The 14763-nt window shown below is 31.4% G+C and carries 14 protein-coding genes and 1 pseudogene; 4 read left to right on the top strand and 11 right to left on the bottom strand.

Going from position 1 to position 14763, the window contains the following annotated elements; all coding sequences use genetic code 11:
• From PTSHG_RS08085 to PTSHG_RS08075, 3 genes are all read right to left on the bottom strand, one after another.
• A partial coding sequence (locus tag PTSHG_RS08085; protein WP_026088877.1) for a GTP-binding protein occupies positions 1-333 on the bottom strand: 333 nt, incomplete at its 3' end.
• Positions 334-416: 83 nt separating this feature from the next.
• Positions 417-1760, bottom strand: a complete 1344-nt coding sequence (locus tag PTSHG_RS08080; protein WP_019108393.1) for an MATE family efflux transporter — start codon at positions 1758-1760, stop codon at positions 417-419.
• 424 nt (positions 1761-2184) lie between these two features.
• Positions 2185-2484 carry a hypothetical protein gene (locus PTSHG_RS08075; RefSeq protein ID WP_019108392.1) on the bottom strand — a complete coding sequence of 100 codons (300 nt, stop codon included), beginning with the start codon at positions 2482-2484 and terminating at the stop codon, positions 2185-2187.
• 418 nt (positions 2485-2902) lie between these two features.
• On the opposite strand from PTSHG_RS08075, the pseudogene PTSHG_RS10325 reads away from it, so the two are divergent.
• Positions 2903-3083: pseudogene (locus PTSHG_RS10325) on the top strand (IS481 family transposase); the annotation flags it as partial.
• A 585-nt stretch (positions 3084-3668) separates the two neighbouring features.
• Here the strand turns inward: PTSHG_RS10325 and PTSHG_RS08065 are convergent.
• Positions 3669-3890 carry a hypothetical protein gene (locus PTSHG_RS08065; protein ID WP_019108390.1) on the bottom strand — a complete coding sequence of 74 codons (222 nt, stop codon included), beginning with the start codon at positions 3888-3890 and terminating at the stop codon, positions 3669-3671.
• Between the two features lie 933 nt (positions 3891-4823).
• On the opposite strand from PTSHG_RS08065, the gene PTSHG_RS08050 reads away from it, so the two are divergent.
• The 3 genes from PTSHG_RS08050 (at position 4824) to fucO (ending at position 8216) form a co-directional block, all read left to right on the top strand.
• On the top strand, positions 4824-5777 hold the full coding sequence (locus PTSHG_RS08050; RefSeq protein WP_019108387.1) for a 2-hydroxyacid dehydrogenase family protein: 954 nt from the start codon (positions 4824-4826) through the stop codon (positions 5775-5777).
• Between the two features lie 8 nt (positions 5778-5785).
• The gene (gene hutG, locus PTSHG_RS08045; RefSeq protein ID WP_019108386.1) at positions 5786-6814 is read left to right on the top strand and encodes a formimidoylglutamase; all 1029 of its coding nucleotides are present in this window, start codon (positions 5786-5788) and stop codon (positions 6812-6814) included.
• Between the two features lie 253 nt (positions 6815-7067).
• Positions 7068-8216 carry a lactaldehyde reductase gene (fucO, locus tag PTSHG_RS08040; RefSeq protein ID WP_019108385.1) on the top strand — a complete coding sequence of 383 codons (1149 nt, stop codon included), beginning with the start codon at positions 7068-7070 and terminating at the stop codon, positions 8214-8216.
• Between the two features lie 58 nt (positions 8217-8274).
• Here the strand turns inward: fucO and PTSHG_RS09405 are convergent, their stop codons facing one another.
• The 7 genes from PTSHG_RS09405 to PTSHG_RS08005 form a co-directional block, all read right to left on the bottom strand.
• Positions 8275-9039 carry an IclR family transcriptional regulator gene (locus tag PTSHG_RS09405; RefSeq protein WP_019108384.1) on the bottom strand — a complete coding sequence of 255 codons (765 nt, stop codon included), beginning with the start codon at positions 9037-9039 and terminating at the stop codon, positions 8275-8277.
• Positions 9040-9173: 134 nt separating this feature from the next.
• The gene (locus tag PTSHG_RS08030; protein ID WP_019108383.1) at positions 9174-10343 is read right to left on the bottom strand and encodes a UxaA family hydrolase; all 1170 of its coding nucleotides are present in this window, start codon (positions 10341-10343) and stop codon (positions 9174-9176) included.
• Positions 10344-10352: 9 nt separating this feature from the next.
• Positions 10353-10643: a UxaA family hydrolase gene (locus tag PTSHG_RS08025; RefSeq protein WP_019108382.1), complete on the bottom strand. Its 291-nt coding sequence runs from the start codon at positions 10641-10643 to the stop codon at positions 10353-10355.
• Positions 10644-10645: 2 nt separating this feature from the next.
• Positions 10646-11542 (bottom strand): dihydrodipicolinate synthase family protein, encoded by an 897-nt coding sequence (locus PTSHG_RS08020; RefSeq protein ID WP_019108381.1) that lies wholly within the window; start codon positions 11540-11542, stop codon positions 10646-10648.
• A gap of 46 nt (positions 11543-11588) precedes the next feature.
• The gene (locus PTSHG_RS08015) at positions 11589-12386 is read right to left on the bottom strand and encodes an amidohydrolase family protein (RefSeq protein ID WP_019108380.1); all 798 of its coding nucleotides are present in this window, start codon (positions 12384-12386) and stop codon (positions 11589-11591) included.
• Positions 12373-13653 carry an MFS transporter gene (locus PTSHG_RS08010; RefSeq protein ID WP_019108379.1) on the bottom strand — a complete coding sequence of 427 codons (1281 nt, stop codon included), beginning with the start codon at positions 13651-13653 and terminating at the stop codon, positions 12373-12375. The genes PTSHG_RS08015 and PTSHG_RS08010 overlap by 14 nt, the downstream gene beginning before the upstream one ends.
• Before the next feature lie 14 nt (positions 13654-13667).
• Positions 13668-14459: an L-fucose dehydrogenase gene (locus PTSHG_RS08005; protein ID WP_019108378.1), complete on the bottom strand. Its 792-nt coding sequence runs from the start codon at positions 14457-14459 to the stop codon at positions 13668-13670.
• Between the last annotated feature and the right edge of the window lie 304 nt (positions 14460-14763).

The raw sequence follows: 14763 nt of genomic DNA, 5'->3' as shown, positions 1-14763 counted from the left end.
ATCTGCTGCTGAACATACTAGGATTGCTCCATCCATTTGTGCTGCTCCTGTGATCATGTTCTTTACATAGTCAGCGTGTCCTGGGCAGTCTACGTGTGCGTAGTGTCTGTTTGGTGTTTCGTATTCTACGTGAGATGTTGAGATTGTGATTCCTCTTTCTCTTTCTTCTGGTGCTTTATCAATGTTTGCGTAGTCTACGAATTCTCCGCTGCCGTATCTCTTGTTCATTACAAGTGTGATTGCTGCTGTAAGTGTTGTCTTACCGTGGTCAACGTGACCGATTGTTCCAATGTTTACGTGTGGTTTATTTCTTTCAAATTTTGCTTTAGCCATGCTATTCCTCCTAGGATTTTTTAAATTAACTTCATAATACATCAAATTCAAATTTTTTTCAACATTTAAGCCACTTTTAAGGTTTAAATAAGCTCTAATTTTTTTCTAACAAAGGTATTCATCAAATAAATTACAAAAAGTGTGGATGCAAATTCTGCAATTACATATCCCCACCAAATTTCATTTACTGTGAAAAACTTTATAGCAATATATGCCACTGGAAGTAGGAGGATAATTTGTCTTAAAATAGAGTCATATAATGCCAAAGTTCCATTGCCAAAGGCTTGGAATACTGCTGTGCCAACTATTGATATACCTGCAAAAATATAGGAAAGAGCACATATCCTAAGCATTGGTATTCCTATCTCAAGCATCTTGCCGCTGGCAGAGAATATACCAAGTATTTCTCTTGGAAAAATCATAATTATCGCTGATACAAAAATCATCATAAAAGTTACTGTAATAAAGGCAAGTTTTATGGTTTTTATTATTCTATCTTTATTCTTTGCTCCATAATTATAGGCGACTATTGGCACGAGACCATTGTTCACTCCAAAGATTGGCATAAAGACAAAGGACTGAACCTTAAAGTAGGCCCCAAGTGCCGCAATTGCAGAAGTTGAAATCGCAGATAACATTTTATTTAGAACATAAATAGTAAAGGACTGAATTGTAATAGTAATCATGGAAGGAACTCCAACTACGTATATTCCCTTTACAATTTCTAAATCTAAAACTGGTTTCTTAATTGTTATCTCTTCATTGAATTTATATTCGAAGAAGCATCCAAAGAGAGCTCCAATAATTTGTCCCATTACAGTTGCAATCGCCGCTCCCTTAACTCCCATGGCAGGAAGACCAAAATATCCAAAGATAAATATTGGGTCAAGGATTATATTTAAGACTGCTCCAATAAGTTGAGTGAGCATAGTAAAAATTGACCTTCCTGTAGACTGCAAAGTTCTTTCAAGAAAAATCTGTATAAAAACTCCCATGGAAAATCCCATTACTATTTGAAGATATTCTATTCCATAAGCAATTATATTTTCATTAGTGGTCTGGGCTGACAAGAAGGGCCTTGGCAAAAATCTTGATAAAATTAATAAAATTATTCCATAAATAATTGCAAGGCTTAGACCAGTCTCGGCAGTCCTATTTGATTTTTCATAATTTTTTTCTCCCAAGTACCTTGATATCAAAGAGTTCATACCAACGCCAGTTCCCACTGCAATTCCTATCATTATATTTTGAATGGGAAAGGCAATGGAAATTGCTGTAAAGGCCTCTTCGTTAATCTTTCCTATATAATAGGAATCTACCAAATTATACATGGACTGTATAAACATGGAAACTACAATGGGAAAGGATACCTGAAATAAAAGTTTTGGGATTGACATAGTCCCCAATTTATTTCCATTACTTTGCACCTAATCACTCCTTAACTTTATATATTATATAGGAGATTATAAGATTTTTGAAGTATAAAAAAGAAGTTAGGAAAATTCCCAACTTCTTAAATATCATTCTTTTCTTTTAACAGTAATAATATGTTCGTAATTGTATAGATAAATGAAACTAGACCCATAAAAGATATTATAATTTCAACATTTTGAAAAAAAGCTAGGTGATTTATGTTTTTCCCATATCTCATGTAATTTTCCATTTAATATAATTTATAAAATAAATTATAGAGTTAAAAGCTAACCCCTTTCTTCCAAATAGTATCATAACTGTTAAGCTAATTAAAAATACACTTATTTTTAATTAGTGTTTAGTATTACAACCTATCGCTATAAAAATATGGTTAAAGAATTATTCCTAAACCATATTTTTATGTTTTTAACTTTTAAATTATAAAACTTTTATAATAGTAATTATTACTATTGAGATTAAACGTCCAATTACAAATGGTAATGCCAAAATAACAACTTCTGTCAATTTTTTTTTAAATTGTTTTCCTAATTTATTTTTATTTACAAAAAGAAATATAAAATTAATTATAAAATACGTCAATATAACCTCATCAATCAAAGATAATATAAAGCTAGTATCGACATAGGATTTTATAAATAACATAAATATGAAAAAAGATGCTATTATTTTTATCTGCATAGCAGGATTTAACATCAGATTTTTAACTTTTTCTTTCATAAATATCGCCTTAATTTTAAAAGACTAGTATGTAGAGTAATCTTCTACAGATTTTAACCGTCTTTTTTTCATTGCTCGATAGTATATCTACCATTAATAAATTTGCCTCTTTATCATATGCCCACACACTATTAAAAGTAGAAAAAAAATAGAAGCAACAAGGCAAGTAATAAAGCTGTATATTTTTTCATTTTTACCTCCTAATATCCAATATAATATAACTTGCATTATATATAAGACATTGGAAACATCTCCTATTTTTTATCTTAAAAATAACATTTATTCGCCCATTTGTCAATACGTTTTCCTCTTCTTATAAAGCCTTTTGTAGCCTTCTAATTGATGTGTGTCCAATAAAAAAAAGAGAAATATCTTATATAATTGCATTAACCAAAAAACAAAAGAAAGGATACTCTCTATGAAGACTATTATACTAAAAACACAAATATATTTACTACACACATTACAAACAAGATATCATGCAGTAAAAAATATAGAAACTGTCATTCTGTAGCTTTTGTTACTAGAAAATATAAGATATCTAAAGTTTTTTAATGATGTGCAATAAAAAATTTGATGGAACTAAATACTCTCGTAAAGATAATTTTCTTCGCCTTATAGATAAATTATGTGATAGTCTGGAAATTAGACATCAATTAATACGTACTAGAACTCATAGACATAAGGGAAAATTGAGAGAAACTATAGAAATGATAATGAAAGATTTTATAGTTATGAGAATTTGACATATCAAATGAATAGATCTTTTTATAAATCTAATAGACTCCCTATGTAATCATTAAATTGGAATATACCTTATAAAAAAATCTATTATTGATAGTTGACTAATCAATAATAGATTAACATACGGTATATTTATTTTTTAAGTTTTTGGTCTAACATCAGTTACAAATCTACATAAGGTTATACATCATTTCCCAGCTTCATTTTTTTTAGAAAAATATATCAAAATTATGGCTAAGCAAACTAATAAGAGAATATCCAAATAATATCTACCAAATTTAGAACTTCTTATATATTTTGTATAAAAATTAAAAAAAGAAACGCCTGTAAAATGATTGAACAAAAAATAAAATATATTAATTCCAATAATTGTTATAATTATTTTTTTTAAAGCTTTCATAATACTAAATTAGTCCTAAACTAAAAAAGTTTAATATTTTTTAAAAAGAAAACCAGTAGTTTTGATATCTATCATATTTAGGACCATGATAAATATAATTAATGGCTCTCATTTTAGGTCTTTGCGTATTTATAGGATATTCATATTGTACTTGTTTTTTTATAGATATATAGTATTCTGGAAAATATCCTCCAGCCAATGTTCCTACGATTGAACCACCTACCACGCTAAATACAGCTCCTATTTTACCGCCAATTGCCATTCCCACTGCATTCCTATCATTATATTTTGAAGGGGAAAGGACACTTGAAATAAAAGTTTTGGGATTGACATAGTCCCCAATTTATTTCCATTACTTTGCACCTAATCACTCCTTACCCTTTCTATTATATAGGAATATATAAATTTTTTAAAGTTCAAAAAAAGATAAAATAAACTTATGCAAATCATTGTAAAAGCTATCTATTTTATGAGTTTCAAATTAATCTAAGCCTTTCTATTTCATATTCCATATTAAAAAACAATATTTCCTAATTTTTTAATACATTTTCTTTTAATATCTTGATTTGTCAACTCAAGGTATAAAATATTGAATTTTAAAACATTATATTATATACTTTTAGAAAGTAATTAGTTAATAAAGGGGAGATTAATATTAATTTTAGATTTACATATTTGCTTCTTGCATGTCTTTTAATTAATGAAATGTATCAAACAAGGAAGTTAAAAAAAATTGAGAATGACATTGAAGAATTAGAAAATGAAGATATCAAATCGGCTTTAAAATTAAACTTTACATTAAATAAAGTGTTATATAAGAATTTATTTAATATTGCTGGTATCTTATTTTTAATAGTTTTCTTTGTAGCAAAGCAAGTTGATTTACTTTAGTTTTATGATATGCATGATGCCTTTTAATCAGGTTATTTATGCATATTCTGTTAGAGATACAGATTTAGTTGTTACTTATTGATGTAAAATAAAAAACATTTATATATAAAAAATAGGCTTTTGCAAAAGTTCTTAAATTAAAGATCTTATAACAAATAGTGTTGATGAGAAATCATCGACACTATTTTTGTTTCTTTCTTGTCACAAATGTTTGACAATCCTAGACTTTTCCCCTTTATAGAATTTTTCTCATCTTTTAATATATTTCTTAAATATGTTAAAATAAAAGTAATGAGGTGATTTTGTGAAACTATTAATTACAAGTAATATTCCAGAAAAAACTTACGATGAACTAGATAAAAATTTTGAGATAAGCTACCACAACTCCAATGTTCCACTTAAAAAAGAAGAAATTATAGAAATGATTAAGGGACAAGACGCCCTTCTCTGTCCCCTATCTGATAAAATCGACAAAGATGTAATTGACGCAGGAAGGGACTTGAAAATTATTGCAAACTACGGAGCAGGCTTTGACAACGTCGACATAAATTACGCCAGAGAAAAAAATATTGTAGTTACAAATGCACCTGCTCCTGCTTCTGCTGTCTCTACTGCTGAGCTTGCCTTTGGTCTTATGCTTGCTGCTGCAAGGCGTATTGTATCTGGCGACAAGGTTACAAGAAAGGGAGAATTTTATGGCTGGAGACCAACATTTTACCTTGGAAGTCAACTTAAAGGCAAAACTCTTGGCATAATAGGTCTTGGAAATATAGGAAAGAACCTAGCAAAAAGAGCCAAGGCCTTTGAAATGAAAGTAATTTATTATTCCCGCACGAGAAAGGAAGATTTTGAAAAGGAATTTGGCATAGAATATAGAGATAAGGACGATGTAATAAAAAATTCTGACTTCTTGAGTCTACACACTGCCTTTGTGCCAGAACTTCGCCACATGATTTCTAAAAAAGAACTTGAAATAATGAAAAAAAGTGCTATATTAATAAATGCGTCAAGAGGTCCAATAGTGGACGAAGATGCTCTTGCCCATGCACTTATAGAAAAGGAAATAGCAGGTGCCGCTCTTGATGTATATGAAGAAGAACCAAAAGTAAATGAAAAATTGTTGAACCTTGATAATGTAATTCTCGCTCCTCACCTTGGCAATGCAACTTTTGAGGCAAGGCTTGAGATGGGCGAAAATGCAAAGGACAATCTAATTGATTTTAAAAATGGAAAAACTCCAAAGAATAAAGTAAACTGAGGTGTAAAATGATAAATTATTACAGCCCACAAGAAATGGGAATATGGTCAGGCAGAGTTGATGACGAAAATGATTATGAATCCTTTAGATGGCATCAATGGGTTAAGCCACTTGACTTAAACGATGAAAACCTAACTCCCTTCGAAGGCAAATTAGGATTTGGAATTATAGGATTTGAATCAGACCAAGGTATTGAGCTTAACAAGGGAAGATTTGGTGCTGCTGCAGGTCCTGCTGCTATAAGAAAGGAACTTGCAAAACTTCCATGTCAATTTTCTAAAGAGCTTAAAATTTTTGACTGCGGAAATGTCACAAGCAAGTACACAACTCTTGAAGCAAGCCAAGACGAACTAGCTAAAGCTGTAAAAAGAGTTCTAGAATTAAATTTATTTCCCCTAGTATTAGGCGGTGGTCACGAAACTGCCTTTGGCCACTACAAGGGACTTTCAACTTACCTTGATGACAAAGAAGACAATAAACTTGGAATATTAAACTTTGATGCACACTTTGACCTTAGACCTTACGAAAAGGGAAATGGAACAAGTGGCACAATGTTTAGACAAATTGCAGACTATACTCGTGAAAAGGGAACTGAATATGCCTACTATGTAATGGGTATTCAAAAACACTCCAACACTCTTTCGCTTTTTAGAACTGCTGATGACTTGGGAGTTAAATATGTTTTGGGAAAAGATTTGATAAATGGCAACTTCTTTGAAATAGTCCATGATCTTGACGAGTACATTGCAGAACAAGACCATATATATATTACAATTTGTATGGACTGTTTCACATCAAGCTTTGCGCCAGGAGTTTCTGCGCCACAAGCTCTTGGAGTTGACCCAGAAAAAGTAATCATACTTTTAAAACACATCTTCTCAACAGGAAAGCCAATGAGCTTTGACATTGCGGAAGTTTCTCCAAGATTTGACCATGACTCTGTAACTGCAAACTTGGCATCAATTTTAGTCTACACAGTTGTATCAACAATGGCACAGTATAAATTAGGCAAAGAAAACAAAAAATATATTCCATAATAAAGTTTTTTAAAGAAAGAGAACCATGATAAAATTTTCATGGTTCTCTTTCTTTAAATAGCTTATTTTAATTTGCCCTTCCAAGCTTAGAAATCTTTTTATTTTATCTAATAATTTTAAGTTTATTTTATCACAATTTCATTCTAAAGCATTGACAAAAAAACATTTTAATACTATTATTAAATCGTAATTTGTATTTGAGTTTACGTTTCTTAAATGCGTATAGTTTTATAATTTTTAGGAGGATAGAATTATGACAAAAAGAATTATTCTAAATGGAACTTCATATCACGGAAAAGGTTCAATCAATGAAATTATTTCTGAAATTAAAATGAGAGGTTTTAAAAAGGCTTTCGTGGCATCAGACCCAGACCTTGTAAAATTTAATGTGACATCTAAAGTTACAGACCTGCTTGACAAAGAAAATTTCCCTTACGAACTTTACTCTGATATAAAACCTAATCCAACAATTGAAAATGTTCAAAATGGCGTAAAAGCTTTCAAAAACTCTGGCGCTGACTTTATAATAGCAATAGGTGGCGGTTCTTCAATGGACACTTCAAAGGCTATTGGTATCATTATAACTAATCCAGAATTTGAAGATGTTCGTTCATTAGAAGGACTTTCTCCAACAAAAAATCCTTGCGTTCCAATTATTGCAGTTCCTACTACTGCTGGTACAGCAGCAGAAGTTACAATTAACTATGTAATTACTGATGTGGATAAAGAAAGAAAATTTGTATGCGTTGACCCACATGATATGCCAATAGTAGCAATAGTTGACTCTAATATGATGTCATCAATGCCAAAGGGGCTTACAGCAGCAACTGGAATGGATGCATTAACTCACGCAATTGAAGGATATACTACAAGAGATGCTTGGGAAATGACTGATATGTTCCACATTGAAGCAATCAGATTAATCGGAAAACATTTAAGAGGAGCAGTGGAAAATACACCAGAAGGCAGAGAAGGTATGGCACTAGCTCAATATATTGCTGGAATGGGTTTCTCCAATGTTGGACTTGGTATTGATCACTCAATGGCTCACACATTATCTGCACATTATGATACTCCTCACGGTGTTGCTTGTGCTATGTTCTTGCCAATTGTAATGGAATTTAATAGAGATTATACTGGCGAAAGATATAAAGACATTGCAATAGCACTTGGAGTTGAAGGTGTCGATAAAATGACTCAAGAAGAATATAGAGACGCAGCAATTAAAGCAGTTGAAAAATTATCAGCAGATGTTGGAATTCCTAAAACTAACGAAAGAATTAAAGAAGAAGACCTTGATCAACTTGCAACAGATGCATTAAATGACGCTTGTTATCCAGGAAATCCAAGAGAAGCTACTAAAGAACAAGTCATTGAAATGTTCAGAAAATTAATGGCTTAAATAAAATAAGAGATAAAACAAAAACTCTTCTAACTTAAAAATTAGAAGAGTTTTCCTTTTATATTAAATCTTCATCTTTGAATATAGTGTATTCAAAGGTGCTCTCTATTTCTTTTTTATATTTTAACAATATATCTAAAATACCCTTTAACTTCTCTTCGCTACTTCTAAAAGTCGGCACAGAAACGCTCATCGCAGCTATGACTTTTCCATCTTTTTCTATTGGAACAGCAACACATTTTGCATCTAAACTTGTTTCTTGAATGTCATAAGAATAACCTCTTGACTTAACCTTTTCAATTTCATCAATAAACTCATCTATGTTAGTTATCGTATATTTTGTCAAAGCTTCCATATCAGCGCCAATCAACTCTCTAATTTCATTTTGGCTATTTTTATAGATCAAGACTTTTCCCAAAGCCGTCGAATATATTGGCAAAAACTTGCCAACATAACTCATAAGTTGAATTGATTGCTTAGGTTCTTTCTTTGCAATATAAAATACCTTATTATCTTGAACTATACCAAGTTGACAAATCTCATTACATTCCTTTACAACTTCTGTCATATAATTTTTTATCATTTCAAGAATTGATGTAGAATCAATATAAGACTCGCCAACTATAAAAGAATTAATTCCAATTCTATACTTCATATTATCTTTTTTTGATAAAAACTTTAGCTCAACCATAGTTGTCAATATTGGTGAAATTGTACTTTTTGGAATACCAGTCTTATCAGAAATCTCACTTAAAGTGAGATCCTCCTTTTCAGAAGCAAGAGTCAAGAGTATTTGGAGCACTCTCTCTGTTGGTTTATGCATACTTTACTCCTTCCTAAGAATAAAAAATTTAATATTAAAAATTTAGTTTAATTTCATTACAAATCTTTTTAACTTTATCATTATATATTAATTGACCACAAAAAAAAAGAGCCCTTAGGCTCTTACTATAATAATTAAACGAAGGCAGAAGCTCTTTGAATTGCAGTTTCTGTATAGCCTAAAAGTTCTGCTTGAACTAATTTTCCATTACATACCTCAACAATTAAATCTAATAATTCTTCACTCGCTTCTTCAATACTTTTATTTTCTGTAATTACTAAACTTGCATCATAATCAATGTTATCGCTCATCTTAGCATAAGTCTCACTATTTCCAGTGATTTTTAAAACAGGGGCTATAGCGTGTCCAGTCGGCGTTCCTCTACCAGTTGAAAATACAACCAATTGACATCCCCCAGCAATTATACCACCAACAGAAGACGCATCATTGCCCGGTGTATCCATGATTACTAATCCCTCTTTACCTTTTATCTGTTTAGAATAATCATAAATATTATTTATGCTTGATGTTCCACCCTTATGAATACATCCAAGGGACTTTTCTTCCAAAGTTGTCAAACCACCTTCAATATTTCCCGGCGACGGATTTCCATAACGAACATCTAAACCAGTATCATTTCTTATCTTATCTTCATAATTTTTAATAATTTGATATATTTTATCATGAACTTCTTTATTTTTTGCTCGTCTAGCCAAAATATGTTCCGCACCAATAAATTCTGTAGTTTCACAAAGTACAGAAGTACCACCAGCTTCTACCAATTTATCACTAACCTTACCTATTGTAGGATTTGCAGCAAGACCCGATGTTGTATCAGACCCTCCGCAATTTGTCCCAAGAATAAGCTCTGTTAGTGGAAACTCTTCTCTTCTAACTAATGCAGCATCGCCGATCATTTTTTTTGCAAGTCTTTGTGCCTTTTCGATAGTCTTTAAAGTGCCACCCTCTTCTTGAATAACAAGAACTTCAACTGGCTTAGTAGTTCTCTCTAAGATCTTATCCCTTACTAGATCTGCTTGAGCAGTCTCACAACCAAGCCCCACAACAATAACACCATACACATTTGGATTAGCACCATAACCTGCAAGAGTATCCAAAGTCAACTCAAAATCTACACCAACCTGAGAACAGCCAAGTTGTAAATTAAAAGTTACTGCACCATTTACCCCTTGTGCAATCAATCTTGTTGTATCCGATGCACAAATACTTGCCGGTAATATTAACACATGATTTCTTATTCCAACTCTGCCATCTTCTCTTTTGTAACCCCAAAAAGTCCTCAAAATACCACCTCATTCCTTCTCTTCAAGATTTTCTCTGTGATCCTTTACATTGTGCGTATGAACATGAGAGCCCTTAACAATATCCCTGCTTGCCCTGCCAATATTTTCACCATACTTCACAATATTTTCATCTTCCTTAATATCGCATAGTGCAATCTTGTGATACAAAGGAATATCATCTTGTGCGGTAACTTCCTTTATATCATCATTATCCACATACTTTACAAGATCAGATTTTTTTACCTTACTTAAAACCGTTATAACATTATCTCTTTCACTAACTTTGAGAGCGTACTTCATCACTACCTCCTAGACATAACCCTATCCCTTAAATCTTTTGCAAACTCATAATCCTTATTATCCAAGTCTTCAAAAGGGAAAATAGTATACTCACTTATATTAAGTCCATCATCTATTAAAAACTTTTTAAAAATATGTGAAAAATTCATTTCAACACTATATAAAGGCATAAGCCTATCAATTATATTGCCAATGGCTTTAACATCATGAAAACTTCCGTCATTAATAGCCGCTACCCAATCTGACCACAACTTAGGCTCAAAATTAGAAATAGCTGCAATACATCCATTTCCACCAGCAATAACATTTGGCACAAAATGATCATCATATCCAGAATAAACTTCAAAATCATCCCTTAAATCTTTCACTTTTAAGATTACTTCCTTTGTATGAGAAAGATTTGCAGTAGAATCCTTCATTCCCTTAATATTCTTATGTTTCTTTGCAAGACTAAAAGTTGTATCTGCACTCATATCAAAACCAGTTCTGGCAGGGAAATTATAAATATAAATATCTCCCTTAACCCTTTGAGCAAGAACATCAAAATAATGAAAAGCTTCTTCTTGACTTATACCATAATAAAAAGGAGGAAGAATCAAAACCCCTTTAACACCAAGAGAAATAGCATAATTAGATAAGTCAACACATTCGTCAAAATTAAGAGAGTTAGTACCAGGAATTAAATCAAGCCTTCCCTTAGACTCATCCACATAAAGCTTTATCAATTTTTTCTTTTCATCTAAAGAAATAGCCGTAAACTCTCCACTACTTCCTAGTGGAACAGCCCCATCAACTCCCTTATCAATTAAGTGTTTAATTAATAACTTATTTCCCTCTATATCAATATTCCCCTTGTCATCAAAAATCGTAACTGTCGGTGTGATTATTTTTGCTTTCATAATTATCCTTTCAATTTATATAGGCAGTCAAAAAAGACTGCCTTAATTATACATCTAATCCATAACATCTAACTGCATTGTTAAAGAAGAAATCTTCATCATCTTTAAACTCATCAAGTAAAATTGAAAAATGTTCTTTAAATTCAGAATATATTTCAACAACAGGCCAATTTGAGGCATACATAAGTCTATCACTTCTAAAAGTTTCCTTAACAAATTTTAAAAGTTCTCTTACAAATTCCTTGTCTGATGTATTATAGCCTGAAACCTTAATATATACATTATCTAACAATGCAAATTTTTTCATAACATCTTTGTATTCATCACTTAACACTTCAACATTACCTAAGTGATTTAAAATAAAAGTTTCCTCTGGAACTTTTTTAACTGTTTCATAAAAATCTTCCAATTCATTCACTCTATTACAAGACTCAAAAGGCATATTTTTCTTTGAAAGATTTTTTAAACCTTCAATAAAAGATTCTTCTAAGCATCTTCCTCTAGGAGAATCCCCTGTATGGAGAGGTTCTCTTATTCCTTTTGCAAACACTGGAACTCTCATAGTTGGCGAAACTTTTGATCTCATCATAGTTGCTAAAATTTTATCATTATTTTTGCACAAATCATATACTATTTCGTCTTCCTCTACTGGATCAGCGCCATCTATTTCGACATAAATTCCGCCTACAAAATCAATTCCATCGACTTCATCATATTTATTAAAATAATCTTCTATTGTAAAAGTTTTTTTAATAACATCATCAGCACCCTCAAGCCAAGGTAAATTTTGTTTATCTAAATCCCATACATGAAAATGTGTATCTATAACTTTAATTTTTTTCATTTTGCACCTCTAAATTTTTCTTTGAACCTTTAAATCCATACCAAGCACAATATAAGAATCCTGGAACTGTTAACCACATTGCAGCTTGAATTCCTAATTTATCTCCAACAGCACTCATAATTAAAGGAATTATTGCAGCTCCAACTATACTCATTACAAGCATACTTGAACCTGTTTTTGCATCATTTCCTTTTATATCAGTAAGTGCAAGTGAAAATATTGTTGGGAATCCAATAGAAATAAATAAATATGCACCCATAAATAATATTACAGACAATTTACCAAGTCCCAATCCAACAGTTACCATACATATTGCAGAAGTAGTCATATAAACCCCTAATATTTTTCCAGCTTCGAATTTTTTCATAAGTGGTGTTGTGACAAAACGACCTATTGTGAATAGTAAGGAAAGCACTGCCAAATATTTTGTCGCTGTGCCTGAAGTCATACCTTCCCAACTAGAAACTGCATAAGATGAAAATAATGCCATACCTCCTACTTGAAGTCCTATAAATATAAATTCTGCAATTATTCCAAGTACAAAGTGAGTTCTTGACATCAATCTCGAAATAATTTCTCCTGTTTTTTCATCCCTTACCTTTTCTTCATCATCCCCTGGTGGCGATGGAAGATTTGCAAAGAAAAATACTGCTATAACGGCTATTAAAGCTATGGCTATTACAATATAAATTCCCTTCGTATTGGATAAAAATTCAAGCTTAGCCTCTTCAAATCCTGGCTCTCCATAGTTAATAGTTTGTCCAATTATGTTTCCTAAAATAACAGGTCCAACAATATTTCCAACCCCATTAAAGGATTGTGCCAAATTTATTCTCATTGATTCATTTTCAGGATCGCCTAGTTTCGTAATATATGGATTACAATTTGTTTCAAGCGTTGCAGAACCACAAGCTATTACAAACATAGCAAGTAAGAAAAGAGTATAACTCATTGAATTAGTAGCTGGGATCGTGAGAAGAGAACCAATTATAAAAAGTACAAGTCCTGTCATTATTCCGCCTTTATATCCAAACTTCCTTGAAATTATTGAAGCAGGAATTGACAAAAAGAAATATGCCCCAAAATAAGCAACTTGTAATAAAGAGGTTTCTGTATTACTTAATCTCATGTAATTTCCCATCGGTGCATATAGGGCATTTACTAAATTCATAGTAAGACCCCATACAAAGAATAAAGAAGTTACAAGAATTATAGCAAGTCCTGCTTTAGATCCTCTATATTCCTTAATTTGTTTTTTATCATTCATTTGATCAACCCCAATTAATCTAAAGCTCTATCTAAATGAACATAACCACCATCAACATATACCCATTGTCCAGTTGTGTGAGATGCTCTGTCTGACAATAAAAATACTACAGTATTAGCAATTTCTGATGGTTCAGTCATTCTGTGTTCTAGTGGTATTCTATCAGTTATTAAGGCAAGTCTTTCCTTTTGAGCTTTTTCATCGCCAAAAGTTTTTATCCAATCCGCATAAAGAGGTGTCCAAGCCTCAGCAACTACGATTGCATTTACTCTTACACTATCTTTTATAAGTGCAGCTGCCCATTCTCTTGTTAGTCCTAAAATTGCTCCCTTAGCTGCTGCATAAGCACTTGTCTTACCTTGTCCAGTAAGTGCAGTTTTAGATGCTATGTTCACTATTGAACCCTTAGATTCTTTTAAATATTTTACTGATTGATGAACTAATTCATAATAATGAGTTAAATTGCCGTGAATAGACTTCTCAAATTCTTGCCAATCTGTTGTTTCCAATGCTAAATTATCATTTCTTCCAGCATTATTTACAATTCCATCAATTCTTCCGTACTTTTTAATTACATCTTCAACTATAGGTTTTATTTCATCTGTATTATTCAAATCAATGTAATAAATTGAATATTTATCAGTAATCTCTTTAAGTTCTTTCTCAAAAGGTTCAGCTTGATCATTTTTTCTGTTTAATACAACTGGAATAATACCTTCTCTAGCACATTGTAATGAAATTGCTCTACCTATTCCCTTAAAACCACCTGTAATAATAACAACTTTTCCTTTTAAATGTAGATCCATAATATCCTCCTAAAATTAATGTAAATTGTTCGTTATTAAGAACCAATTCGTATTTGCGTTTCTGTAAGAATTATCTCATACTCTTTACAAGATTACAATAGTAAAATAACATTTTCATAAGATTTTTTTTGAAAATTTTTTTATGTTTTTTAGTATCTTGGGCTTTTCTCAAGGAAAATACTATTATTTTTAAGTTTAAATATAATTTTGAAAACAATTTCTTTTTTTCTTTTAATCAAAATTTTATTTCCGCAAGTTTATTTCTACGATTTTATTTCTAAATCGCTACTTCAAAATTTACTTA

Source organism: Peptoniphilus senegalensis JC140, assembly GCF_000321025.1.
Classification (GTDB): domain Bacteria; phylum Bacillota; class Clostridia; order Tissierellales; family Peptoniphilaceae; genus Peptoniphilus_A; species Peptoniphilus_A senegalensis.
The sequence above is the reverse complement of the archived record's forward strand: the minus strand, read 5'-3'. Positions and strand labels throughout refer to the sequence as shown.

Excerpts from the sequence above, each read along its gene's own strand:
- PTSHG_RS08020 (WP_019108381.1), bottom strand. The coding sequence starts at position 11,542 with ATGAAAGCAAAAATAATCACACCGACAGTTACGATTTTTGATGACAAG.
- PTSHG_RS08015 (WP_019108380.1), bottom strand. The coding sequence starts at position 12,386 with ATGAAAAAAATTAAAGTTATAGATACACATTTTCATGTATGGGATTTA.
- PTSHG_RS08010 (WP_019108379.1), bottom strand. The coding sequence starts at position 13,653 with ATGAATGATAAAAAACAAATTAAGGAATATAGAGGATCTAAAGCAGGA.
- PTSHG_RS08025 (WP_019108382.1), bottom strand. The coding sequence starts at position 10,643 with ATGAAGTACGCTCTCAAAGTTAGTGAAAGAGATAATGTTATAACGGTT.
- PTSHG_RS09405 (WP_019108384.1), bottom strand. The coding sequence starts at position 9,039 with ATGCATAAACCAACAGAGAGAGTGCTCCAAATACTCTTGACTCTTGCT.
- fucO (WP_019108385.1), top strand. The coding sequence starts at position 7,068 with ATGACAAAAAGAATTATTCTAAATGGAACTTCATATCACGGAAAAGGT.
- PTSHG_RS08065 (WP_019108390.1), bottom strand. The coding sequence starts at position 3,890 with ATGGCAATTGGCGGTAAAATAGGAGCTGTATTTAGCGTGGTAGGTGGT.
- PTSHG_RS08005 (WP_019108378.1), bottom strand. The coding sequence starts at position 14,459 with ATGGATCTACATTTAAAAGGAAAAGTTGTTATTATTACAGGTGGTTTT.
- PTSHG_RS08075 (WP_019108392.1), bottom strand. The coding sequence starts at position 2,484 with ATGAAAGAAAAAGTTAAAAATCTGATGTTAAATCCTGCTATGCAGATA.
- hutG (WP_019108386.1), top strand. The coding sequence starts at position 5,786 with ATGATAAATTATTACAGCCCACAAGAAATGGGAATATGGTCAGGCAGA.